We start from the raw sequence: 22572 nt of genomic DNA, 5'->3' as shown, positions 1-22572 counted from the left end.
CCGACCGCGATCATGCCGTGGTTGGCGAGCAGGCAGCCCTGGCGTCCCTCCAGCGCCGACAGCGCCAGCTCCGAGAGTTCCGCGGTGCCGTACAGCGCATAGCCCGCGCAACGGATGTCGGTGCCGCCGAAGGCCGCGATCATGTAATGGCAGGCAGGGATCGGCCTCCGCGCGATCGCGAGAACGGTGGCGTAGGTGGAATGGGTGTGCACCACGCTTCCGACGTCCGGCCGAGCGCGCATGATATCAAGATGGAAGCGCCACTCGGTCGACGGCTTGAGCGGCCCCGTCCAGGCGCCGTACTCCCCGGCGATGGGCATCGATGCGATCATCTCCGGCTTCATCGCCTCATAGGGCGTCGCCGACGGCGTGATCAGCATTTTGTCCTTGTAGCGGGCGGAGATGTTGCCTGAGGTGCCCTGGTTCAGGCCCGAGGCATTCATCCACCGACATTTGGCGATGATCGCCTCGCGCAATTGTCGCTCGTCACGGGTCATTCCCGGCACCTCTCGTTCCCGGCGCGGATCGCCCGGTCAAGTCCGGTTCAATAGAGCGGATCGGGAGCGCTCGTCCAGCGTGAGAACCTCATTGTCTGCGCCGCAGCGCCTTTGTATAGGATTGCCGCAACGGAATTACTGGAGAGCCGGGATGAAAGCCTTCCTGCTGGCCTGTGTGGCGACGATCGCGATCACGGCCGTGTCCATTGGCGTGCTGAACCGCGTGCAGCAGCCGGTCGACCAGGCCTTTGCGACGACCGGCGTTCGCCTTTAGCGGGCTAAACCAAGCGCCCTACTCCGCCGGCGCCGCGGCGTGACCGGATTGCGAGGGGCTGGAGCCCTGCTCCCCCGTCTTCTGTGCAAGCCACAGACTGTGGTGCTCGCGTGCCCAGTTGACGTCGACCTCGCCCGATCCCATCGCCTCGAACGCTCCCTCCATACCGATCGTACCGATATAGATGTGCGCCATCATGGCAGCGACGAACAGCACGGCCACAATCGAGTGGACGATCTGGGCCATCTGCATGCCCTCGATCCCGGTGCCGTAGAACGGGAACATCAGCGCATAGCCGGTCGCCGCGACGAGCCCGCCGCCGATCACGACGATCCAGTAGATCATCTTCTGGCCGCCGTTGAAACGATTGGCCGGTGGATGGTCATGGCCGAACAGGCCGCCGCCGCGCTTGGCCCATTCGATGTCGACCTTGTTCGGGATATTGCCCGCGATCCACATCAGGAAGATCAGGACGACGCCGAGCGTGAACGGGAAGCTCAGATAGTTGTGGGCGTACTTCGCCCATTGCGACCATTCGGAGAAGGCTTCAAAGCCGATCAACGGCAGCAGCAGCGGCCGACCGAAGGTAATGTTGAGGCCTGAGATCGCCAGGATGATGAAGCATGTCGCCGTCATCCAGTGCACGAAACGTTCGAAGGCGTTGAAGCGAACGATGGTGCGGCCCGAGCGCCCGCTCTCCAGTTTGACCATGCCGCGGCTGAGATAGAAGATCACGAGCACCGCGAGCATGCCGAGAATCGCGATGCCGCCGATCCAGCGCAGCGTGACATTTCGGAACTCACGCCATTCGCGGCCTTGCGGCTGCTCCAGCATGCCCGAGCGCTGGTCGGGAATGGAGACACGGCCCTGGATCCGGTTCAGCTCCTGAAGGAGCTGCTGCTCCTTCACCGAGCTTGCGGTCGGGTTGACCTGCTGGGCACCGAGCGGCGCCGGCGCCGCCATCACGAGCAGGAGAAGCGCCCACGCGCCAAACGCGAGGCGAACAAACCTTCCAAACGACGCCATAGGCTCCTCCCGGATATCCATCCGCCCCAGACTGCTGCCCGCCCTCAGGATTCGATCGACTCGCGATAGGCCGTCTTCCAGCCCCACGCACCCGAGCCGTAGCCGCGCTTCGTCACCCGCTCCTTGTAGATCTGGGCGATGATCTCGCCGTCACCGGCGAGCAGCGATTTGGTCGAGCACATCTCGGCGCAGAGCGGCAGCTTGCCTTCGGCAAGGCGATTGGCGCCGTACTTCTCGTACTCCTCCTTGCTGCCGTCGGCTTCCGGGCCGCCGGCGCAATAGGTGCACTTGTCCATCTTGCCGCGCGAGCCGAAATTGCCGACCTTCGGGTATTGCGGCGCGCCGAACGGACAGGCGTAGAAGCAATAGCCGCAGCCGATGCAGAGGTCCTTGGAGTGCAGCACCACGGCGTCAGCCGTGGTGTAGAAGCAGTTCACCGGGCACACCGCCGCGCAGGGCGCGTCGGTGCAGTGCATGCAGGCCATCGAGATCGAGCGCTCGCCGGGCTTGCCGTCATTAATGGTGACGACGCGGCGCCGGTTGATGCCCCAGGGCACCTCGTGCTCGTTCTTGCACGCCGTGACGCAGGCGTTGCATTCGATGCAGCGGTCAGCGTCGCAGAGAAACTTCATTCGAGCCATGTTCGTTGCTCCCTCAAGCCGCGACGATCTGACAAAGCGTGACCTTCGGCTCCTGCATGCCCGTCGCCGGGTCGTAGCCGTAGCTCGTGATGGTATTGGCGCTTTCGCCGAGCACGATCGGGTCGGTGCCCGCCGGATAGTTCTTGCGCAGGTCCGCACCACCCAGCCAGCCGCCGAAGTGGAACGGCATCCAGGCCACGCCCTTGCCGACACGCTCGGTGACCAGCGCCTTCATCCTGGCACGCGAGTTGTTCTCGGCACCGCTCACCCAGACCCAGCCGCCGTCCTTGATGCCGCGATCGGCGGCATCGGCCACGCTGATCTCGATGAACATGTCCTGCTGCAATTCGGCGAGCCAGGGATTTGTGCGCGTCTCCTCGCCGCCGCCCTCGTACTCGACCAGGCGGCCCGAGGACAGGATCAGCGGGAACTGCTTGGCGATCCCCTTCTCCACCGCCGCCTTCTGTACGGAGAAGCCGATATTCGGCAGGCGGAACTGCTTGGCGTCGGGCAGCGTCGGGTATTTTTCGACGAGGTCGACGCGCGGCGTGTAGATCGGCTCGCGATGCACCGGGATCGGGTCCGGCAGGCCGAACGCGTTCATGCGCGCCTTGCCGTTGCCGAAGGGCACGCAGCCGTGCTTGAGCGCCACACGCTGGATGCCGCCGGAAAGATCGAGCGCCCACGACACCGCGTCCGGGTTGGCCGCGTTGACGCGCTTGATCGTGGCCATCTCGGCCTCGGTCAGTTCGCTGTCCCAGCCGAGCTTCTTCAGGCTCGCGAGCGTGAACTCGGGATAGCCGTCTTCGATGTCAGAGCCCTTGGAGAAGGACTTGTCGGCGAGCAGGCTCACCTTGCGCGTCGTGCCGTCGGCGAGCTTCTCCTCGCGTTCAATACCGAAGCGAGGGCGGAACGCGCCGCCGCCATCCATGACGTGCAGGTTGTTGTTGTAGAGCAGCGGCGAGCCGGGATGCTTGACCTCCGGCGAGCCCCAGCACGGCCATGGCAGGCCGTAATAGTCGCCGCCGACCTCCGGATCGTCCTTCGGCGCGCGCATGGTCACCAGGTCGAACTTGTTCTGGTTCTTCATGTGCGCCTTGATGCGCTCCGGCGACTGGCCGCAATAGCCGGTCGACCAGCTTCCCCGGTTGATCTCGCGCAGCACGTCCTCGGCAACCGGCAGATTGTTCTCGACCTTGATGTTCTTGAACATCTTGTCGGCAAAGCCGAACTTCTTCGCCATCAGATAGATGATCTCGAGATCGTCCTTGGATTCGAAGATCGGCTTCACGATCTGCTCGCCCCACTGCATCGAGCGGTTGGAGGCGACGCGCGATCCCGTGCATTCGAACTGCGTGGCCACGGGCAGGATGTAGACGCCGTCCTTGCGTCCCGCCTCCACCGAAAGCGAAGCCCAGGTGGTCGGATGCGGATCGGCAATCACGAGCAGATCCAGCGCCTTCAGGCCCTTTAGCGATTCCGGAATGCGCGTGATGCTGTTGCTGGCATGCCCCTGCACGAAGACCGCCTTGACGTTGTCCTTCTGGGCGACGTCGGCCTTCGGCAGCAGCGCGGCATCGAACCAGCGCGTCAGCGGGATGCCTGGGGTCTCCATCTGCTTCTTCTCGTCGAAGCGCGAGACCAGATAGTCGTAGTCGACCTCCCAGACCCGCGACCAATGCTTCCAGGCACCTTCGGCGAGGCCGTAGTAGAACGGCAGCGTCACGATATCGAGGCCGACGTCGGTTGCGCCCTGCACGTTGTCATGGCCGCGCAAAATGTTGGCGCCCCCGCCCGACCTGCCGATATTGCCGGTCATCAGAAGCGCGATGCAGCTTGCCCGCACGTTGGCGGTGCCGACCGTGTGCTGGGTCTGGCCCATGCACCAGATGATGGTCGCAGGCTTCACGGTCGCGAACATTTTTGCGACGCGCTCGAGCTGCTCGCCGGGCACGCCGGTGACGCGCTCGACTTCCTGCGGATTCCACTTCTCGACTTCTTTCCGCAGATCGTCGAAGCCATAGACGCGGGAGGCGATGAACTCCTTGTCCTCCCAGCCGTTCTTCAGGATGTGCCACATCATGCCGTAGAGCACGGGAATGTCGGTGCCGGGACGGATGCGGACATATTCGGTGGCGTGCGCCGCGGTGCGCGTCAACCGCGGGTCGAACACGATGAAGTTCGCCTTGTTGAGCTCCTTGGACTCCAGCAGATGCTGCATGCTGACCGGATGCGCTTCCGCCGCGTTGCTGCCGATGAACAGCATCGTCTTGGAATTGCGCATGTCGTTGATGCTGTTCGTCATGGCGCCATAGCCCCAGGTATTGGCGACGCCGGTGACGGTGGTGGAGTGGCAGATGCGGGCCTGGTGGTCGGTGTTGTTGGTGCCCCAGAACGCGCCGAACTTGCGGAACAGGTAGGCACCCTCGTTCGTCATCTTGGCAGAGCCCAGCCAATAGACTGAATCGCTGCCCGACTTCTCGCGGATCTGCAGCAGCTTGTCGCCGATCTCGTTGACCGCGGTGTCCCAGGACACCCGCGTCCACTGGCCGTTGACGAGCTTCATCGGGTAGCGCAGCCGGCGGTCGCTGTGCACGAGTTCGCGCACCGCGGCACCCTTCGCGCAATGCGAGCCGCGGTTGATCGGCGAATCCCAGCTCGGCTCCTGGCCGATCCAGACGCCGTTCAGCACTTCAGCGGTGACCGTGCAGCCGACGGCGCAATGGGTGCAGATGCTCTTCTTGATGGTGGCACCGGCCGTCAGCGGACCGGCGGCCGCGGCCTCCGCCTTGCGCACGCTGCCGACCGGCATGGTGCCGAGCGCTGCGAGCGCGCCGCCGGCGAGGCCGGACTTGCGCAGAAAGCTGCGGCGATCGAGGCCGCCGCCCTGGCCTGCGAGTGACTCGGCAACGGTGCCGCGGCGATCTGAACGCTGATGGGTTCGCTTGATAAGCACGGGCGGCCTCCCTCTCAAGCCGGATAGCGATTGACGCGGTAATAGGCCTTGACGTGGTCGGACTCCTTGTAGCGCGCCTTGCGCTTCTCGTCGTTGTTCTCGCTGTCGGCCTGAGCCGAGCCGACCAGCGGCGTCGCAAGCGTCGCACCGGCGCCGACCGTGCCGATGCCGACCTTGCGCAAGAAATCGCGGCGTCCCACTTTGGCTTTCGTCTCGTCACTCATCGCATCTCTCCCGGACCGACGCCCGTCGGTCAGTTGGCGAATGTGAATGCTTCCGTCTCGATCTCGATAAAGGCACGGCCGAGCGCGCCGACCGCTCGATAGAAGCGGGCGTTCTCGGTGCTCTCCATGTCTGCGAACAAACGCCCGATCCAGGGCGATACATGCTTTTCGAAGAAGGCGCGCTGAGCCGTGGGCGGCGCATCGAAGTTGCCATCGGCAAAACCCGACATGATCTCGCACAGGATTGCGGCATGATCCTCGGGCTCGGAATTGTTGGCGATTCGCTCGACACCGAGCGCGGCCATGTCAGCGCGCAGGCGCGACAACGGCCGCTCGTTGAGGAAGCCGGTGAGATAGTACGAGGCGTAGGGCAGCAATTCGCCGCGGCCGAGCCCGACGAACAGGTCGAAATATTCGCGCTCGACCTTCGCCGGAACCGCGTTCGCGGCGGCGTCCGCGAGCGCGGCATGCGCGCGCCCGAGCGGCGTCGGGTCACCGGTCAGTGCAGCAAGCTGGTCGAGCAGCCGCCGCGACGGCGGCGCCGAGAGAAGCGTTGCCAAGAGCGCGTATTCCTGGGCGCGCGCGGCATCGACGGGATCGATCGGCGCTGCGATTGACTGTTCGCTGTAGAGATCGGGCCGCAGATCGTTCCGGCGCACGCCGGTGGCGGCCTCGACTGCAATCACCCGTTGTGCGGGCACCTTGGTCCAGTTCGAGACCGATGGCTGGCTGATGCCTATTTTGCGCGCAAGCTCAGCGATGCCGCCCGCGGCATCGATTGCGCGATCAAGACCGTCATCCCGCACGTGGACCTCCCATCCAAGTCCCGTCTGCTTGATTATCGCTTTTGTTACAAAGCAGTAGTCAAAGCGTAGCCCCGGTTCCGCGGGTGGTCAATCGCCTGCCTATAGCTCAAGGCTATAGCCTTTGGTCGTGATGCTCAGCGCGGCAGCGCACCACCATGTGTGCGGGGCCTGACGGGTTCGGCAAAATCCGCATGTCTCTCGACCACTGTCGGTTGCGCTGCAACAGACATTGTGGGGACTTCTGGCGCTGGCTCTTGCTCGATGGTTCCGGAAGCGGCCGTCGTTTCGGCTTGATACAAATTTGCCGAAGAATCTGCCGTTTCAGTCGACGCGTCGGCTGCGGATTCGACCACCTCGCGCACGCCACCGATGACGCGATCGAGGAGCGCCGCCAGTTCCTCCGAGGTACAATCCAGCGGCCCGAAGCCAGGCATTGCGGTCGGGTCGTTGAAGTCCCATGCATTCTCCGCAAGTCCGACGAAGTCACGAATGGCGGGATCGGCAGACCAGGCGCGGCGAAGGGCCGCACGGCTCAACTCCTGTGGAATACCCTTGCGCAGGAACGCCGTGATGTCGGTCGCCGCGTTGATCTCGTCGATGGACGGCAGGCTCGCGAGGTCGAACGCGCCCTCGCCATCCATCGCACCATCCTTGGCCTCGGGCACCGACGGTGCGGGCGGCGTCTCGGCAAGCTTCGCTGGCGCAATGTCGGCTTGCGACTCGCGCTTGCGGCGGGACCAGCGTGCAAGGAACTCTTCCTCGCTCATTCCTGTCCACCTTCATGGTCGCGGCGCGCCAGCGCCTCCGGATCGGCGCGACGCCGCTTGCGCTTGACGAATTCCCGCTCGACATGGTGCTCGGCGACAAAACTTTCAATCGCCTCGCGCAGCACCTCCGGCATCGGTACCGCCTCCACGAGATTGTCGGCGGCCTCGGTAAAGCCCTCGCCTTCCGCGGGATCGGCGGTCACTGTGGTGACGGCATAGGGCCAGAAGCCTTCCGAAGGCGACAGCACGGTCCAGATGCTCGGGCTGCCCGAGGCGAGATTGTCGCGATAGCGCGCCGTCTCGGACGGATAGAGATCGACGGTGGCGCTTCCGGCATAGAACAGCGTCGTACCGTCCTGCTCGCGCAACACAGTCCAGGGCTGTGTGGCAGGTTCGTCCGGCAGCACGGCGATCCCGCGCCAGACGAAGTCGATCCAGGGTGAGTCGGCCTTGCGCCGCTCGACCACGACGCCGACCGGGATCGACACCAATGGCAGCGCAGCGGGGCTCATGTCACCATCTCCAGGCGCTTCACCGGCAGGCCCGTCAGCAGATTTTGCGGCTTCATGCGCAGCTTCTGGTCCGCCGTCATCGACAGGATCAGATAGACCGGCTCGTCTTCGACATCGTCGAGCGCGAGCGTTGAATCGACGAAGGTCAGGCGGAACAGCGCGAGCACGCGGTCGGCGCTGGGCTCGTCGAGCTCCTCGCCATGCCAGAGGCGGTCACCGAGCCTTGTGGCATCGGCATCGAGCCCGACATACCAGGTGAGTTTTGCGTCCTGCAGTGCGCGCAACGGCTCGATGGTCACATCGACGCCGAGCAGATGCGAGATCCAGCGCGTCATCACCTTCGCGAGTGCCGTTGGCCCCAGGCCGTCGGCCGTGAGGTCAAAGGCCATGTCGAACTGGTCGCTGCGCTGCCAATAGGTCTCGGCCGTTTCCGCGCTCAAGACGTCGACCACCGCATCGGTAGTGGCGCCCAGCATCGACATCAGGGAGAGCACCGGGGTCGGGCTGATTCCGCCAACGATCTCCTCGTCGCCGAGCAGCAGGGCCTGCTCATGCGGCAGGATACGCTGGATCCGGAAGAACAGCTCGGCGGCGCGCAGCACGAAAGGGTCGTCGCAGCCGTCGAGCGCATTGCGCAGAATGACGTGCACGAGTTGGTTGACGAACAGCGGCGGCAGATCGTTCGCGCCTGAACGTACCGATGCGAGATAGGCGGCCTCCAGCGTCGGATGCCGCAGCAGCAGGTCGCGAAACGCCAGCACGAACTGCCAGTTCTCGCGGGCATCGTCATCGGCGATCCCCGCGATCTCGTCGGCGCTGACCGGCTGACGCGGATCGGCGAGCAGTTCGCGGTGCAGCCGGCGCTCGACCGGACACGCATCCTCCGGCGGCATCAGCTCGGGACGGGCAAAATAGGCCTTGAGGAAATCGTCGGTGACACAGAGGCCGCCGCCCTCGTCACGATCGAGCAGATGGTGGCCGCAGGCGATCCAGAAATCGTTCATCTGACGCCAGGCTCCCGACCCAACTCCGCGAGATTGAGACCGTCATCGGGCTCGGCGTCGTCGACCACCTCCATGAAGGAGAATGCCTTGCTATGCCCCTGCCCTTCCCGCAGTTGCAGCCGGCGGAAGGATTCGCGGACCTCGCCGTCCTCGGCCACGCGATGGACCGCGATCAGCGAGGAGATCGGATGGGTGCAGAGCGATTGGGCGAAGGCGACCTCCTCTTCCGCGGCTGCACGTGCCGCGGCGATATCGGGCGCGCCGAGGCGATCGACGAGTTGCCGGGCCAAGAGCTCGACCAGGCTCTGGTAGTCAGCCGCCGTCGCCGGCACGATCTGCACCAGCGTCGACCAGCCCCAGGATTGCACGCCGAGAAACCCGCCGCGAAACGCCGCGCGCTCCTTGCCTTCGAGCTTGGCGCCATCGCGATCCCAGAAGCGGAAAGCCCCGGAGACGGCCCATTCGCCCGGCTCCGCCGCGACGTCGAATACGAAGGTGTCGGAGGGATCGAGCGCGATGGTGCGCAAGAGTTTCACAGAAGCGGCCCTCCCCGGGACGGATCGAGCCAGGACGGCGTCGCCAGCGCCAGCGCGAGGTCGCCGCGCTCGACAATTTCGGTCCCGATGCGACGCGTCAGGAGATCGCCGCGATCGTCGATGCGCTGCACGGTCTGCCGTTCGCGCGGCATGCGGGACAGATATTCGCGCGCAACGCCGTCAAATCCATCGGCCTGCCAGCCGTCGATTGCCAGCATCAAATGTCGGGCAAAGCTCTCCGTCACCTGCTCGGCGCCGGCCTCGCCAAACCCTTCCTGGTCGAGCGCCGAGGCAAGCGGGTGAACGCCCGGCTCGTCGTCACCCATGGCAACTGTCCGGATCATGGCGCCGAACACCAGCCAGGGCGGGGCTGCGTCTTCGTCGGCACCAACCGGCCAGCCCAAGCGTCCGCCGCCGACCAGTCCGCCATCGACCCTGACCGCGTCAGGCCAATCGATCGTGATCGGCCTGCTCGGCGGCGCATAGGCGCGGAGCGCATCCGACAGTGCGACCATCCCGGCATAAAAAGCGCGCCGCGCGCTGCGCAAGGGTTCGCCCGGCTCGAGGACCACGGCGAACTCCGCAAGATCGAAGCGGCCGACATAGACAAGCGTGCCCGCGCCACTTTCCGGTGCAATGCGGCATGCATGGGCAAACGCATCGCCACTCTCGCGCAACCGCACCAGGGTGAACGGCGGCGGCAGGCGGATCGGTTCCGTCGCGGAAAAATGTTTGACTGGGGTCGACGGCAGGCCGTCCTCCACTTTCCTTTTCTTCCCAATGGATAATGTCTATACGAGGCAAAGGGCCGGCGCGAGTCCGCAGTCGGCACCGTAATGGCGGAGGGGTTAACCTGGCGCAGCCGTCGAAGACCGTTTTGATCTGCTCGTGCGAAGACACGATGCGTCTCGACGTGGGTGCGATCCGGCGCGGATGCCCGAACAGCGAGATCAAGAGCTTTCGCCATCTCTGCGGTCCCGAGCTCGATCATTTCCGCGCAGCCGCGGCAGCCGAGGGCGCGCTGACGGTCGCCTGCACGCAGCAGGCCGCGCAGTTTTCGGACGAAGCCGGCGAACGGAGTGAGGCGATCAGCTTCGTCAACATCCGTGAGACCGCCGGCTGGTCGCACGAGGGCGCGCGCGCCGGTGCAAAAATGGCGGCCCTGCTGGCTGCAGCCTCGATCCCGACACCGGATTATCCGTTGGTCACCTTGTCGAGCGACGGCGTGGTTCTGATCTACGGGCGCGATGAGGCCGCGATCGAAGCCGGCCGGCTGCTCGCCGATCACCTCGACGTCACCGTCATGCTCAGGCAAATCGGTGCCACCGTGCCGCAGACGGCAACCGTCTTCCCGATCGTGAAGGGCACCATCCGCGCCGCGAAGGGACATTTTGGCGCCTTTGAGCTGGCAATCGACGACTACGCGCGTCCCCGCCCCTCCTCGCGCGACCGCTTCGTGCTCGACGCTCCCCGGAACGGGGTGACGTCGCGCTGCGATATCGTGCTCGACCTCACGGGAGGGACGCCGCTGTTTCCTGCGCACGATCTGCGCGACGGCTATCTCCGCGCCGATCCGAACGATCCGGCCGCAGTGCTGCGCGCGGTGCTGGCAGCGCGCGATCTCGTCGGCAGTTTTGACCGACCGAAATATGTCGAGGTCACGCCCGATCTCTGTGCGCATTCCCGCTCCAAGCGCACCGGCTGCCATCGCTGCCTCGATCTCTGCCCGACCGGCGCGATCACGCCCGCCGGCGATCATGTCGCCATCGATCCGAATATCTGCGCGGGCTGCGGGCAGTGCGCCGCCGCCTGCCCTACGGGCGCGGCGTCCTACACATTGCCGCCCGCGGATGCGCAGCTCCAAAAGCTCCGCGCCATGCTGCTTGCCTATCACGAGGCCGGCGGCGCCAACGCGGTGCTGCTGTTCCATGACAGCCCGCACGGCACGCCGCTGATCGATGCGCTGGCGCGGCATGGCGACGGCTTGCCGGCGAACGTGCTGCCCTTTGCCGTCAACGAGCTCACGCAAGTCGGGCTTGAAGCCATCATCGGCGCGTTCGCCTATGGCGTCTCAGCCGTCCGATTCCTGCTGCGCGCAAAGCCGCGCCATGATGTGACCGGGCTGTCGCAGACCATCGCCATGGCCGACGCGATCCTTGGCGGACTCGGGTTCGAGGGCCACCGCGTCGCCACCATCGAGACCGATGATCCCGATGCGCTCGGCGACCACTTGACCGGCATCGGCCCCCTCGCCGCGGTCGCGACATCGGCGACTTTCAAGACCGTCGGCAAGCGCCGCGACCTCTTGCGCTTCGGACTCAGCGAGCTCCATCGCCTCGCACCAAAGCCGGTGGACGTGATCGCCCTGCCCGCGGGCGCACCGATCGGCGCTGTCAGCGTCGACACCGGCGGCTGCACGCTGTGCCTGTCCTGCGTGTCGGCCTGCCCGACCGGCGCGCTGCGCGACGATCCGGACCGTCCGGTGCTGAAATTCATCGAGGACGCCTGCGTGCAATGCGGCCTGTGCCAGAGCACGTGTCCGGAAAAAGTCATCACGCTCACACCGCAGATCGATTTCCGCGCCGCGCGCGCGCCGGCGACCATCATCAAGGAAGAGGAGCCCGCGCTCTGCGTCCGCTGCGGCACCGCCTTCGGCGTCAAGAGCACGATCGACCGCATCGCGGCCAAGCTCGAGGGGCGGCACTGGATGTATCCGGCCGGCGACAAACGGGTCGAGGCGCTCAAGATGTGCGCCGACTGCCGCGTCATCGTCATGAGCGAGCAGCAGTTCAATCCGTTCAAGGGCGTGCCCGAACGCACGCCGCCGCGCACCACGGAGGATTATCTGCGCCAGCGCGACAAAGACAACAACGGATAAGTTTGCAGGGTCGGAAAACACCAAGGAAGCATCGCATGTCTCGTTTCGTCACGCTCTTGTCGGCATGCCTGATCTCGATTGCGCTTGCAGGCGGCGCGGCCCAGGCCGCGGCACCTCCGCTGACCAAGGCGCAAAAGGTCGCCGTCAAGCAGGCGATCGTTGCCTGCAAGGCCGAAGCCAAGGGCAAGAAGATCGCGTGGCTGCAGCGCCGCAAATACGTCAATGGCTGCGTCGCGCAGGCGCTGAAGGAGCATCCCAGCATCGACGTGATCCAGATCCTGAAGGCGCATCCCGAGATGCGGGACCTGCCGATGGATAATTGGGATTCAATCTAATTTACCGCGTCGTCGCGCGCGCCAAAAAGTCGGTCAGCGCGCGGCGATCCTCGGCCGAACCGATCCGCTGCTCCGGCATCTTCGTGCCGGGCGTGTAGGCGTTGGGTCCGACCTCGAACAGTCTTGCGACCGTCTCCGGCGTCCAGACGATGTCCATCGTCTTCAGCGCATCCGAGAAGCGATAATCCGGCAGCGACGCGATCCTGCGGCCAAACAGTCCCGCAAGCGTCGGGCCGGCGCGCTGCGTCTCCTTGTCCGACAGCGTGTGACAGGCCACGCAGGCCCGAAACACATCCGCGCCGTGATCGCCGGCATAGGCGGCGAGCGGATCGGACGGCGTTCCCAGTAGGTTCGAGCCGAGGGGATCGCCGTTCCTCGCATTCCAGCGCCTGATCTTGCCGTCGGCCCCGCCCGTCACCAGCGTCTCGCGATCCGGCAGGAAGGCCACCGACCACACCGGCAGGCCCGGCCCGACCAGCGTGCGCAACAGGCTGCGCGACTTGCGATCGACGATCGCCACCGTGCCGCCGATGCCGGCTGCCGCGATCAGCGCGCCGTCGGCGGTCAGCGCCAGCGACACGATGGGTGTCGGGCCGACCGCGACCTCGCCGGCCTGCTTGCCGTCCGGAGCGAGCATCCGCAGCTTGCCATCGGCAGCCCCCGTGACGATCTCGCCATCCGGCGCGATCGCCACCGCGTTCAGCGGCGCCGGCAACGTGACGACGTCCGAGGTGCCATCAGCTACGCGCCAGATCCGCACGGCGAGGTCATAGCCCACGCTGACCAACGATTTCCCATCTGGCGTGAACGCAACGCCATTGACGTTTTGCGAATGCCCTTCGAGCACGCGCGATTGTCCGTCCGCCGGCGACCACAGCCGCACCGTGCGATCCCATGATGCGGACGCGAGTTGCGATGCATCGGGCGAAATTGCGAGCGCGACGATCGGCCCGGCATGTCCCTCGAGCACGCTGTCCGGTTGCGCGCGGCCCACCGTCCAGACCGCGATGCGGCCATCGGCGCCGGCGGTCGCCATGCGCGCGGCACCGACGAACGCGACGGCATTCACCGCATCGCTGTGAAAGCGCAGCACCTGTTCGGCCGCCTCTGATGCCAGCGACCAACGGATCGCAGCCGTATCAAAACCACCAGACAGCACCGTCTTGCCGTCAACCGACACCGCGATGGCGCGCACGGGCCCGCCGTGCCCCGCCATCTGCGCGCGCGCAGGAGCAAGCGATGATAAAGCGAGCAGAAGAGCGAGGAGACACGCGCGGAATTGCATGAGCCGTCCGGGTCGGTGAACGTACCGGCCCATTCTGCCCGAACTTTCGCTCACCGCAAAAGCGCCGGGCGGCCTATTTCTCAGGCGCGACGACGGTCTTGTTGGAGCCTTCGGGAGCGGCCTGCATGCCGGGCGGGCTCTGGCCTTGTGGACTTTCCGCGGGCGCACCGCCGGATTGCGTGTTGATCGGTCCGGTCCAGCCCTGCGGCTGCAACTGCCCCTTGTCCTCCGGCGGCGTGCGTCCGGTCCCGACGGTCGCCGCCTCGGCCTTGCTCTTATCCGGCTCGGCAGCGGTGGCACCGGAGCCGAAGGCAGCGGTCAGGCAAAAGATCAGCGCAAGCGTTCGCACGGGGCGACCTCCGTTCGTTGATCCAACTCAACGACATCGGCCCGCCAACGTTCCCGATTGCGACAAAGCGGCACCTTATCGATCCGATGCTGCTGAGCCCCTAGGGGCGCAGCGGCTGCACGTCCCGCGGGAAGACCAGCGAGCGATCCTCGAAATCCTGCACGGGAAGCTGGCTGGTTTGCGTGACAGTCGCGGCGTCGCGCGATGCCATTCCGACGGTGCCACCGCCAGAGTGGGAATGCGAACGCAGTGCGCCGGTTGCAACGGCGAGCAGAGAGGCAGATACCAGACCCGAAATCATCAGACGCTTCATGCGAACCTCCATTGGTTCGCGCCCATCGAAAGCCTGATTAGCTGTTGACGCCGGGTTCCCCTGTGATCCCCTTCACACCTCTCTATTGGTTGATCGCAAGGTGATCAAAAACAAGCGCGGCGGAACCCGGGTTCCGCCGCGCCAACCACTCTAGTGAGTTCAAGCTATTCCCAGGACCAGGCCGAAAAATCGTTCTCGAACTGTGGGACGTCCTTCCAGACACCCTTCAGCTTCTTGCTGATGACGGTGGGCCATTGCGGCTGGTACATGAATCCGGCCACGGCGTCGGTGGCCAGCATCTTCTGCGCATCGCCCAGCAGTTTTGCGCGGCCGGCCTCATCCGGCGTAGCCACGATCTGCTGGTAGAGCTTGTTGAAGGCCTCGTTGTTGTAACCGAGATAGTAGTCCGGCTCGGTGATCTTCACGAGGTCGAACGGCTCGACATGGCTGACGATGGTGAGGTCGAAATTATGCGGGCTGTTGCCGGCAAAGACCTGCGACAGCCATTGCGCCCATTCCACGTTCTCGATCTTGGCGGTGATGCCGACCTTGGCGAGCTGGGCTGCAAGGATTTCGCCGCCCTGCCGCGCGTAAGGCGGCGGCGGCAGCTTCAAGCTCAGTTCGAGATTGGTGACGCCGGCTTCCGCGAGCAGCTTCTTGGCCTTCTCGGGATCGTAGGGATTGATGCCGGTCGTATCGACATAGCCGAGCGAGCCCGGCGTGTAGAAGCTGCCGATCGGCGTACCGAAACCCTCGGCAGCCCCCTCGATCATCGCCTTGCGGTCGATCGCCGCAAGAATGGCGCGACGAACGCGGACGTCGTCGAGCGGCTTCCTGCGCTCATTGATGGCGACGATGGTCTTGGCCTTGGAACCGCCAATCAGCACCGTGAAGCGCGGATCGCTCTTGAACTGCGCAACGACGCGGGTCGCGATGCGCGGAAATGCGTCCACGTCGCCCGACAGCAGCGCCGCGGCCTGCGAGGCCGGATCGGAGATGAAGCGGATCGTCACCTTGGACAGCTTGATCGCGGCGGCGTTGCGATAGTCGGCCCATTTGTTGAGCGTGATCGACGAGCCCTTCACCCACGCCCCAAGCTGATAGGGCCCGGTGCCGACCGGCTGCGTGACGTTGGTGCCAGCGCTCTTCGGCTCGACGATCGAGCCGCTCGCCTGGCCGAGCAAGAACGGCAGGTTCGGCTCGGAATATTTCATCGCGACGACGATGGTGTCGGCGTCGGGCGCCGTCACGGATTCCATCGCCTGGAACAGGCTTCGGTCCTTGTTGGTGCTGTCCTTCGCCGCGTTGCGGTCGAACGAGAATTTCACCGCCGCGGAATTGAACGGCTCGCCGTTCTGAAACTTGACGCCCTTGGCCAGCTTGAACGTGTAGGTCTTCAGATCGGGCGTGGCGGTCCAGCTCTCGGCGAGCAGCGGCCCGACGGTACCGTCCTCCTTGATCTTGGTCAGCGTCTCGTAGATGTTGTAAAGCGTGACCTCTGCAATTGCAGCGGCAGCCGCGTTGGTCGGATCGAGGCCCGGCGGCTCCAGCGTCATGCCCATGACGACGCTGTCCTTCTTCTGCGCGAGCGCGGGCAGCGGCGCCGCGGCAAAGGCGGCAGCGACTGCGACAATGACGAATTTCTTGAACATTCTTCTCTTCTCCCCGGCCATTTTCGAGAGCCAATCTACGTCATTTCGAGGCCTGGCGCTAACCCGCTTCGGCGACCAGAGCCGGCAGCGTCATGACCTCCTCGGCCTTGTGACAGGCCGCAAGATGCGTCGGACCGACCTTGCGTAGCAAGGGCGCAGTGTCGCGGCAATGCTGGTCGGCGAGCGGGCAGCGGGAGGCATAGGGGCACCCCGTCGCCGCCGCCGATTGCGAGGCGATCACCTGGGCGCCGCGGCGGCGGCGTTCACCCCCGGCCCGGGCCCGGGGCACGGCTTCCAGCAGCGCACGCGTATAGGGATGCGCGCAAGAGGCAAACAGGTCCTCCGGCCTGCCCTGCTCGACGATCCGGCCGAGATACATCACGGCGACCTCATCGCAGAGATAATCGACGACAGCGAGATCGTGGCTGATCAAAATATAGCTCAGGCCGAACTGCTCCTGCAGGTCCTGCAACAGGTTGAGCACCTGCGCCTGCACGGAGACGTCGAGCGCGGACACCGGCTCGTCGGCGACGATCAGTTTTGGCTGGGTGATGAGCGCACGCGCAATGGCGATGCGCTGGCGCTGGCCGCCGGAGAATTCGTGCGGATATTTGTCCATGTCCGCATCGCGCAAGCCCACCTGCTTCAGCACCGCGGCGACGCGCGCGCGCTGGGTGGCGCGATCGACCTGCTCCAGTGCCGTCAGCGGCTCCGCGACGATGCGCGAAATGGTCTGGCGCGGATCGAGCGAACCATACGGATCCTGGAACACCATCTGGAAATCGCGGCGAGCGCGGCGCAACTCATCCGCGGGCAGCTTGCTGAGATCGCGGCCGAGCAGCGACACGGTTCCTGATGTCGGCCGCTCCAGCGCCATCACCAGGCGGGCAAAGGTCGACTTGCCCGAGCCGGACTCGCCGACGACGCCAAGGCTCTTTCCGGCGGTCACGCGCGCGCTCACGCCGTTGAGCGCGCGCACCACGCCGGGCGGACGAAACAAGGATTCTCGCGGCAACGTGTAACGCTGCACGACGTCAGTCACCTCGAGAAGCGGCGGCGCTGCGTCGGTCATGCGGATACTCCGACGCGTTCCGCCATCGAGACGTCAGTCCTGATGCAGCGAACGCCGTGACCTGCTCCAACCTCCACCGCCGGCGGAAGCGCGGTCCGGCACGCATCGATCACCAGCGGGCAACGATCGGCGAAGGTGCAGCCGGCAGGCAGGTCGGCGAGCTCAGGCACCGTGCCGGTGATGGTCTGCAGTCGCGTCCCCTTGCGCGCGCCGAGGCGGGGGCGAGCGCGAAACAGGCCTTGTGTATAGGGATGGCCCATTCGCCTGAACACCTCGCCGGTCGGTCCGCTCTCGACCACCGTGCCGCCATACATCACCATCATCCGCTGCACGTTCTCGGCGATGACGCCGAGATCGTGCGAGATCAGGATCATGGACATGCCGCGCTCCTCGACGAGATCGGCGATGAGATCGAGGATCTGGCCCTGGATGGTGACGTCGAGCGCGGTGGTCGGCTCGTCCGCGATCAGGAGGTCCGGCTCGCAGGCGAGCGCCATGGCGATGGTGACGCGCTGGCGCTGCCCGCCGGAGAACTGGTGCGGATAGGCGTCGACGCGCTTCGCTGCGTCCGGAAGCCCGACGCGATCGAGCAGTGCGATGGCTTCGCGCCGCGCCTGCGCCGCCGAATAGTTCTTGTGTCGCCGCAGCGGCTCGGCCACCTGATGCCCGATCGTGTGCATCGGGTTGAGCGCCGTCATCGGCTCCTGAAAGATCATGCTGATGCGGTTGCCGCGCAGCTTGCAGTAGTCGGCATCGGACAGTTTTGCCAGCTCACGGCCGTCGAGCCGGATGCTGCCGCCGATCACGGCGCTATCGGGTAGCAGCCCCATCAGCGCGAGCGCGGTGACGGACTTTCCGCAGCCGGATTCGCCGACCAGCCCAAGCGTCTCGCCGCGCTTCAGCGCAAAGCTGACGCCGCGCACGGCCTGCGCCGGGCCGCGGCTGGTGTTGAGCCGGACGCCGAGGCCTTCGACCTCGATCAACGGTGTGTTGGCGGGACCGCTCATCTCACCGCTCCCGCGCCAGCCGGGGATCGAGCAGGTCGCGCAATCCGTCACCGAGAAGATTGAGGCCAAGCACGGCCACGGCGATCGCAGCACCGGGATAGACCGCGAGCATCGGCGACTGGAACAGCAGCGTCTGCGCATCGTTCAGCATGCGGCCCCAGGACGGCTGCGGCGGCTGGGTACCGAGCCCGAGATAGGACAGCGCCGCTTCAGCCAAAATCGCCAACGCGAACTGGATCGTCGCCTGCACGATCAGGATCGACAGAATATTCGGCAGCACGTGCTCGATGGTGATGCGGAACGCGCCCTTCCCCGACGCGCGCGCCGCAAGCACGAATTCGCGCGCCCAGATCGCATTGGCCGAGCCGCGCGTCACCCGGACGAAGGTCGGGATCTGGAAGATCCCGATGGCCGTGATCGAGGTCACCATGCCCGGCCCGACGACGGCGGCGAGCATGATCGCGGAGAGCACGGCTGGAAAAGCGAAGGTGAAGTCGCTCATGCGCATGATGAGCTCTTCCGTCCATCCTTTCCTGGCCGCTGCAATCAGCCCCAGGCAGACGCCAGAAGTCAACCCTATCCCGACCGCGATAATGCCGACCGCAATGGTCGAGCGCGCGCCCACCAGCAGCAGCGAGACGATGTCGCGGCCAAAGGAGTCGGTGCCGAGCCAGTGCGACCAGGTCGGCGGCCGCAGCTTCGAGGAGATGTCGATCTCGTAGGCCGACCACGGCGTCCACACCAGCGACAGCAGCGCGGAGCCGATCACGAGGCACACCAGTGCGCCGCCAAGCACAAAGCTGCGGTGCCGGAACGCGCGGCGCCAGAAGCCGGTCGCGGGCCGCGATGGCACTGTCGTGGTCGGCAAGCCGACGGCTGCGGCCAGAGGATCGCTCACAGATCGTGCACCTTGATACGGGGATCGATGAAGGCATAGAGCACATCGACCACGAAGTTGACGATGACCACCATGGCCGCGAGCAGCATCACGCAGTTGCGCACCACGATCAGGTCGCGATTGGCGATGGACTGGAAGATGAGACGGCCGAGGCCCGGAAGATAGAACACGTTCTCGATCACGATGGTGCCGGCGAGCAAATTGGCGAATTGCAGGCCCATCACGGTCATGACCGGGATCATCGCGTTGCGCAGCACATGGCTCCAGAGCACCTCGCGCTTGCCGAGCCCTTTTGCGCGTGCGGTGCGCACAAAGTCCTCACGCAGGACTTCCAGCACCGCCGAGCGCGTGACGCGGGCGAGGATCGCGGCCTGCACCACTGACAGTGAGAACGCCGGCAGCAGCAGCGACCTGACGCCGGGCCAGATGCCGTCCTCCCAGCCGGCGAACCCGCCGGCCGAGAGCCATTGCAGCCGCACCGAGAACAGCAGGATCAGCAAAATGGCGAACCAGAAGTTTGGCAGCGCGATGCCGATCTGGGTCAGCGACATGACGCCGACGTCGCCGAGCTTGTTGTGGTTGGCGGCGGTGTAGATGCCGGCTGACAGCGCCAGCGTCACGGTCACGGACATGGAGATGATGGCGAGCGGAATGGTCAGCGTCAGCCGCTCCGCAATCAGGCCGGCAACCGGCGTGCCGTAGGCATAGCTGTTGCCGAGATCGCCGACCGCCATGCCCTTGAGCCATTGCAGATAGCGAACCGCCAGCGGCTGATCGAGCCCGAGCTTGACCGTGAGCGCGCGCACCGCGTCGGGCGAGGCATCGGCGCCCATCAGCATCTGCGCGGCATTGCCCGGCAATGCGTCGAGCACCAGGAAAATGATCAGCGATGCGCCGACCAGCGTCGCCAGCAAGGTCACAAGCCGCCTCAGGACAAATACGCTCATGCGCTCACGGGCTCAGGGCTCACCAAATCAAGACTTCCGGTCTCAAAGCTTACTTTGGGCACGATCAACATGTCCGCGCGCCGGACGCAAGCCCCCGGCGCCACGCGCATCTCCTCACCCGGGCCAGCGGGACAACAGATCCTGCGACGCCTCGAACAGCGCGCTCACGCGCAACAGTTCGGCATCGGCGCGGAAGCGGCCGACGAGATGCAGGCCGATCGGCAAACCGTCCTTGCCGAACCCGCAGGGCAAGGTGATCGCGGGATGGCCGGTCATGTTGAACAGCATGGTCCAGGGGAACCAATGCGGCCGGACGCTGTCGAAATGCTGGCCGTCGATCTCGATGGTGCCGAACAAATCCTGGTCGATGGGGAGCGCCGTCCGCGTCAGGGTCGGCATCGCCAGAAAATTGCCCCGGGCGAGCAGCCCTTGCACCCGGCGGAACAGCGTGGTGCGGGCAAACATCGCCTCCTGGTAGTCGACGCCGGTCACCTTCGTCGCGAGCGCGAGCTGCTTGAGGAAGGCTTCGCTCAGCTCGCCCTTGTGTTCGGATGCCAGTTTCGAGAAGCGGGTACGCCAGACCGTGTGGTTGATGGCCCGCCAGATCGGCTCGATGTCATAACCCTCGCCGGAAAATTCCTCGAGCTCCGCGCCGAGACTCGCCAGCCGGTCGAGGCTCGCCTTGAAGGCGCCTGCGACATCGGCCGAGACGGGGCGCCCGGGGGGCGACAGGCAATACAGCACCTTTTGTCCACGCAGATCGCCGTGCGGCGCTGACGTGCCGATGAAGTCGGGCACGGGCACACCGATCGACCAGGGATCGCACGCGTCTTCGCCGGCCATCGCCTGCAGCATCAACGCGGTGTCGGCGACGCTTCGCGTGGTCGGCGTGACGTAGGTCTGGTTGCCGAAAGCATCCAGCGCCTGGCTGTGCGCGATGACGCCGTTGCTCTGCTTCAAGCCGACGAGGCCGTTGCAGGCGGCCGGAATGCGCGTCGAGCCGCCACCGTCGGTCGCGACCGCCAACGGCCCGATACCGCTTGCAACTGCGACGGCCGCGCCGCCGCTCGACCCGCCGCTGGAGCGCTCGGCACTCCAGGCGTTACGCGTGCGGCCAAACAGCGGCGAGTCCGTCAGGCATTTTGAGCCGAATTCGGGGGTCGTGGTCTTGCCGATCAGGATCGCGCCATGGGCCCGCAGTTTTGCCACGGCCACGGCGTCCTCGTCGGGGACATTGTCCTTGTAGGGCACTGCGCCAAAGGTCGTCTTCACGCCCCTGGTGTTGACGATGTCCTTGACGGTGAAGGGAATGCCGTGGAGCAGGCCGAGCGGCTCGCCGGCCATCAGCTTGCGCTCGGCCTCGCGCGCCTGCGCCATCGCCTCGTCGCCGCACAGCGTGATGAAGCAGTTCAGTTTGGGCTGCAGCGCCTCCGCGCGCGCGAGCACGGCACTGACAATTTCGACCGGCGACACCTGCTTGCGGCCGATGCGCTCGCGCAGCTCGACCGCGGAAAGAAAGCAGAGATCGCCGCTCGTCATCGGATCGTTCTTTCGCAAAAGGCGGCCGCCGTTGGCCGTCAGCATTGACAGCGAGAATGGCACCCATGTTTACTCGCCGTCCAATACGAATTTCACGCTCAACCCATACGATTTCGGTATGCCTATGGATCTACGCCGGCTTCGTTACTTCGTTGCGGTGGCCGAGGAGCGCAGCGTCGGCAAGGCCGCGGAGCGCTTGCGGATGGCGCAGCCGCCGCTCTCGGTCCAGATCCGCCGGCTGGAGGCCGAAATCGGCACGCCCCTGTTCCGCCGCGGCACGCGCGGCATGGATCTGACCGAGGCGGGCCAGGCGCTGCTGTCGCGCGCCAGCGAGGCGCTGGCGCTCGCCGCCGATGGTGTCGAAGCCGCGCGCGCGGTGGCGGCGGGACGGCATGGCCGGATCACCGTCGGCTACATGTTCGTGCTGGCGAATGCGGTGCTGCCGCGGCTGATCCCCGAACTGCGCCGCTCAATTCCCGGCGTCGACCTGGAATTCGCCGAGCTCAGCGCCTCGACACGCCGGACCCGCGTGCTCGACCGCAGCGTGACGGTTGCGCTGTGCATGCCGGCGATTGAACATCCGGAGATTCAGGTCGCCCGCATCGGCACGCAGCGTTTCGTGCTCGCCGTACCGGCCGGCTCGTCGCTCGCGCGCATGAACGCCGTGCCGATGAGCAGACTGCAGGGCCGTCCGCTCATTGCGCTGCCGAAGCCTGACGAGGAGCCCGCCTCCTCCGCCGTCGCCGCGCTGTTGCGGCGGCATCAGGTCGTCATGCCGGTCGCCGGCCGCGTCGAAACCGTGCATTCGGCACTGAGCCTCGTGCTGGCCGGCGAAGGTCTCGCGATCGTTCCCGCCTGTGCGAAGTTCGGCGCTCCCAAAGGCATCGTCTTCCGCCCGCTTCGCGACGCGACCGACTCGATCGAGATCGCCGTCTGCTGGCGAAGGGACTCCCAGAGCCCGCTGATCCGCGACTTTGTGAAATGCGCGGAGAAGGCGGTGGCGAAGTTGTGAGCCTTGAGAGATTGCGCCTAAACGCCTCCACATCGTCATGGC

Annotated in this window: 24 protein-coding genes; 4 read left to right on the top strand and 20 right to left on the bottom strand. The window is 65.6% G+C overall.

Features of this window, described 5'->3' with window-relative positions; translation table 11 throughout:
- Positions 1-497 (bottom strand): class II aldolase/adducin family protein (locus C2U70_RS25840; RefSeq protein ID WP_186294471.1); only part of this gene is annotated, 497 nt, incomplete at its 3' end.
- Positions 498-648: 151 nt separating this feature from the next.
- On the opposite strand from C2U70_RS25840, the gene C2U70_RS33760 reads away from it, so the two are divergent.
- Positions 649-771 carry a hypothetical protein gene (locus tag C2U70_RS33760; protein ID WP_283810406.1) on the top strand — a complete coding sequence of 41 codons (123 nt, stop codon included), beginning with the start codon at positions 649-651 and terminating at the stop codon, positions 769-771.
- Positions 772-789: 18 nt separating this feature from the next.
- Here C2U70_RS33760 and C2U70_RS25835 read toward each other — a convergent pair whose 3' ends face one another.
- From C2U70_RS25835 to C2U70_RS25790, 10 genes are all read right to left on the bottom strand, one after another.
- Positions 790-1797, bottom strand: a complete 1008-nt coding sequence (locus C2U70_RS25835) for a formate dehydrogenase subunit gamma (protein ID WP_140981446.1) — start codon at positions 1795-1797, stop codon at positions 790-792.
- 44 nt (positions 1798-1841) lie between these two features.
- Positions 1842-2438 carry a formate dehydrogenase FDH3 subunit beta gene (fdh3B, locus tag C2U70_RS25830; protein WP_140981445.1) on the bottom strand — a complete coding sequence of 199 codons (597 nt, stop codon included), beginning with the start codon at positions 2436-2438 and terminating at the stop codon, positions 1842-1844.
- A 13-nt stretch (positions 2439-2451) separates the two neighbouring features.
- Positions 2452-5394, bottom strand: coding sequence for a formate dehydrogenase subunit alpha (locus C2U70_RS25825; protein WP_140981444.1), 2943 nt, complete (start codon positions 5392-5394; stop codon positions 2452-2454).
- Positions 5395-5408: 14 nt separating this feature from the next.
- Positions 5409-5618, bottom strand: a complete 210-nt coding sequence (locus tag C2U70_RS25820; RefSeq protein ID WP_140981443.1) for a twin-arginine translocation signal domain-containing protein — start codon at positions 5616-5618, stop codon at positions 5409-5411.
- 29 nt (positions 5619-5647) lie between these two features.
- Entirely contained in the window at positions 5648-6424 is a 777-nt protein-coding gene (locus tag C2U70_RS25815; RefSeq protein ID WP_140981442.1) for a molecular chaperone TorD family protein, read from the bottom strand.
- Between the two features lie 134 nt (positions 6425-6558).
- Positions 6559-7191 carry a DUF3306 domain-containing protein gene (locus C2U70_RS25810; RefSeq protein WP_140981441.1) on the bottom strand — a complete coding sequence of 211 codons (633 nt, stop codon included), beginning with the start codon at positions 7189-7191 and terminating at the stop codon, positions 6559-6561.
- Positions 7188-7703 (bottom strand): DUF3305 domain-containing protein, encoded by a 516-nt coding sequence (locus C2U70_RS25805; RefSeq protein ID WP_140981440.1) that lies wholly within the window; start codon positions 7701-7703, stop codon positions 7188-7190. The genes C2U70_RS25810 and C2U70_RS25805 overlap by 4 nt, the downstream gene beginning before the upstream one ends.
- Positions 7700-8707, bottom strand: a complete 1008-nt coding sequence (locus C2U70_RS25800; RefSeq protein WP_140981439.1) for a DUF6352 family protein — start codon at positions 8705-8707, stop codon at positions 7700-7702. Before C2U70_RS25800 ends, C2U70_RS25805 begins: the two co-directional genes overlap by 4 nt.
- Positions 8704-9243 (bottom strand): DUF6505 family protein, encoded by a 540-nt coding sequence (locus C2U70_RS25795; RefSeq protein ID WP_140981438.1) that lies wholly within the window; start codon positions 9241-9243, stop codon positions 8704-8706. Before C2U70_RS25795 ends, C2U70_RS25800 begins: the two co-directional genes overlap by 4 nt.
- A complete protein-coding gene (locus C2U70_RS25790; RefSeq protein ID WP_349629582.1) occupies positions 9240-10007 on the bottom strand; it encodes a biotin/lipoate--protein ligase family protein in 768 nt (255 codons plus the stop codon). Before C2U70_RS25790 ends, C2U70_RS25795 begins: the two co-directional genes overlap by 4 nt.
- 137 nt (positions 10008-10144) lie before the next feature.
- Between C2U70_RS25790 and C2U70_RS25785 the strand changes: the two genes are divergently transcribed.
- On the top strand, positions 10145-12121 hold the full coding sequence (locus C2U70_RS25785; RefSeq protein WP_140981437.1) for a 4Fe-4S binding protein: 1977 nt from the start codon (positions 10145-10147) through the stop codon (positions 12119-12121).
- Between the two features lie 35 nt (positions 12122-12156).
- Complete coding sequence (locus C2U70_RS25780; RefSeq protein WP_246666865.1) at positions 12157-12456, top strand: hypothetical protein; 300 nt, start codon at positions 12157-12159, stop codon at positions 12454-12456.
- A gap of 1 nt (position 12457) precedes the next feature.
- Here the strand turns inward: C2U70_RS25780 and C2U70_RS25775 are convergent, their stop codons facing one another.
- The 9 genes from C2U70_RS25775 to C2U70_RS25735 form a co-directional block, all read right to left on the bottom strand.
- The gene (locus tag C2U70_RS25775) at positions 12458-13672 is read right to left on the bottom strand and encodes a c-type cytochrome (RefSeq protein WP_246666864.1); all 1215 of its coding nucleotides are present in this window, start codon (positions 13670-13672) and stop codon (positions 12458-12460) included.
- A 142-nt stretch (positions 13673-13814) separates the two neighbouring features.
- Entirely contained in the window at positions 13815-14090 is a 276-nt protein-coding gene (locus C2U70_RS25770; RefSeq protein ID WP_140981435.1) for a hypothetical protein, read from the bottom strand.
- A gap of 100 nt (positions 14091-14190) precedes the next feature.
- Complete coding sequence (locus C2U70_RS25765; RefSeq protein ID WP_140981434.1) at positions 14191-14403, bottom strand: hypothetical protein; 213 nt, start codon at positions 14401-14403, stop codon at positions 14191-14193.
- A 164-nt stretch (positions 14404-14567) separates the two neighbouring features.
- Entirely contained in the window at positions 14568-16055 is a 1488-nt protein-coding gene (locus C2U70_RS25760; protein WP_140981433.1) for an ABC transporter substrate-binding protein, read from the bottom strand.
- A 58-nt stretch (positions 16056-16113) separates the two neighbouring features.
- A complete protein-coding gene (locus tag C2U70_RS25755; protein WP_140981432.1) occupies positions 16114-17127 on the bottom strand; it encodes an ABC transporter ATP-binding protein in 1014 nt (337 codons plus the stop codon).
- Entirely contained in the window at positions 17124-18134 is a 1011-nt protein-coding gene (locus C2U70_RS25750) for an ABC transporter ATP-binding protein (protein ID WP_140981431.1), read from the bottom strand. The genes C2U70_RS25755 and C2U70_RS25750 overlap by 4 nt, the downstream gene beginning before the upstream one ends.
- Position 18135: 1 nt before the next feature.
- Positions 18136-19032, bottom strand: coding sequence for an ABC transporter permease (locus C2U70_RS25745; protein WP_433960707.1), 897 nt, complete (start codon positions 19030-19032; stop codon positions 18136-18138).
- Positions 19029-19979, bottom strand: a complete 951-nt coding sequence (locus C2U70_RS25740; protein WP_140981430.1) for an ABC transporter permease — start codon at positions 19977-19979, stop codon at positions 19029-19031. The genes C2U70_RS25745 and C2U70_RS25740 overlap by 4 nt, the downstream gene beginning before the upstream one ends.
- 114 nt (positions 19980-20093) lie before the next feature.
- Positions 20094-21563, bottom strand: a complete 1470-nt coding sequence (locus C2U70_RS25735; RefSeq protein WP_433960708.1) for an amidase — start codon at positions 21561-21563, stop codon at positions 20094-20096.
- Positions 21564-21642: 79 nt separating this feature from the next.
- Between C2U70_RS25735 and C2U70_RS25730 the strand changes: the two genes are divergently transcribed.
- Positions 21643-22530: a LysR family transcriptional regulator gene (locus tag C2U70_RS25730; RefSeq protein WP_140981448.1), complete on the top strand. Its 888-nt coding sequence runs from the start codon at positions 21643-21645 to the stop codon at positions 22528-22530.
- Positions 22531-22572: the final 42 nt, after the last annotated feature.

It is taken from the genome of Bradyrhizobium guangdongense (assembly GCF_006483445.1).
GTDB lineage: Bacteria > Pseudomonadota > Alphaproteobacteria > Rhizobiales > Xanthobacteraceae > Bradyrhizobium > Bradyrhizobium guangdongense_A.
This window is presented reverse-complemented; position numbering and strand designations above follow the sequence as displayed.

Bases quoted from the DNA above. Each gene is read 5' to 3' on its own strand.
- C2U70_RS25755 (WP_140981432.1), bottom strand. From the start codon at position 17,127: ATGACCGACGCAGCGCCGCCGCTTCTCGAGGTGACTGACGTCGTGCAG.
- C2U70_RS25810 (WP_140981441.1), bottom strand. From the start codon at position 7,191: ATGAGCGAGGAAGAGTTCCTTGCACGCTGGTCCCGCCGCAAGCGCGAG.
- C2U70_RS25750 (WP_140981431.1), bottom strand. From the start codon at position 18,134: ATGAGCGGTCCCGCCAACACACCGTTGATCGAGGTCGAAGGCCTCGGC.
- C2U70_RS25780 (WP_246666865.1), top strand. From the start codon at position 12,157: ATGTCTCGTTTCGTCACGCTCTTGTCGGCATGCCTGATCTCGATTGCG.
- C2U70_RS25785 (WP_140981437.1), top strand. From the start codon at position 10,145: ATGCGTCTCGACGTGGGTGCGATCCGGCGCGGATGCCCGAACAGCGAG.
- C2U70_RS25775 (WP_246666864.1), bottom strand. From the start codon at position 13,672: ATGGCGGGGCACGGCGGGCCCGTGCGCGCCATCGCGGTGTCGGTTGAC.
- C2U70_RS25835 (WP_140981446.1), bottom strand. From the start codon at position 1,797: ATGGCGTCGTTTGGAAGGTTTGTTCGCCTCGCGTTTGGCGCGTGGGCG.
- C2U70_RS25800 (WP_140981439.1), bottom strand. From the start codon at position 8,707: ATGAACGATTTCTGGATCGCCTGCGGCCACCATCTGCTCGATCGTGAC.
- C2U70_RS33760 (WP_283810406.1), top strand. From the start codon at position 649: ATGAAAGCCTTCCTGCTGGCCTGTGTGGCGACGATCGCGATCACGGCC.
- C2U70_RS25805 (WP_140981440.1), bottom strand. From the start codon at position 7,703: ATGAGCCCCGCTGCGCTGCCATTGGTGTCGATCCCGGTCGGCGTCGTG.
- C2U70_RS25760 (WP_140981433.1), bottom strand. From the start codon at position 16,055: ATGTTCAAGAAATTCGTCATTGTCGCAGTCGCTGCCGCCTTTGCCGCG.
- C2U70_RS25740 (WP_140981430.1), bottom strand. From the start codon at position 19,979: ATGAGCGTATTTGTCCTGAGGCGGCTTGTGACCTTGCTGGCGACGCTG.
- C2U70_RS25820 (WP_140981443.1), bottom strand. From the start codon at position 5,618: ATGAGTGACGAGACGAAAGCCAAAGTGGGACGCCGCGATTTCTTGCGC.
- C2U70_RS25765 (WP_140981434.1), bottom strand. From the start codon at position 14,403: ATGAAGCGTCTGATGATTTCGGGTCTGGTATCTGCCTCTCTGCTCGCC.
- C2U70_RS25735 (WP_433960708.1), bottom strand. From the start codon at position 21,563: ATGCTGACGGCCAACGGCGGCCGCCTTTTGCGAAAGAACGATCCGATG.
- C2U70_RS25730 (WP_140981448.1), top strand. From the start codon at position 21,643: ATGGATCTACGCCGGCTTCGTTACTTCGTTGCGGTGGCCGAGGAGCGC.
- fdh3B (WP_140981445.1), bottom strand. From the start codon at position 2,438: ATGGCTCGAATGAAGTTTCTCTGCGACGCTGACCGCTGCATCGAATGC.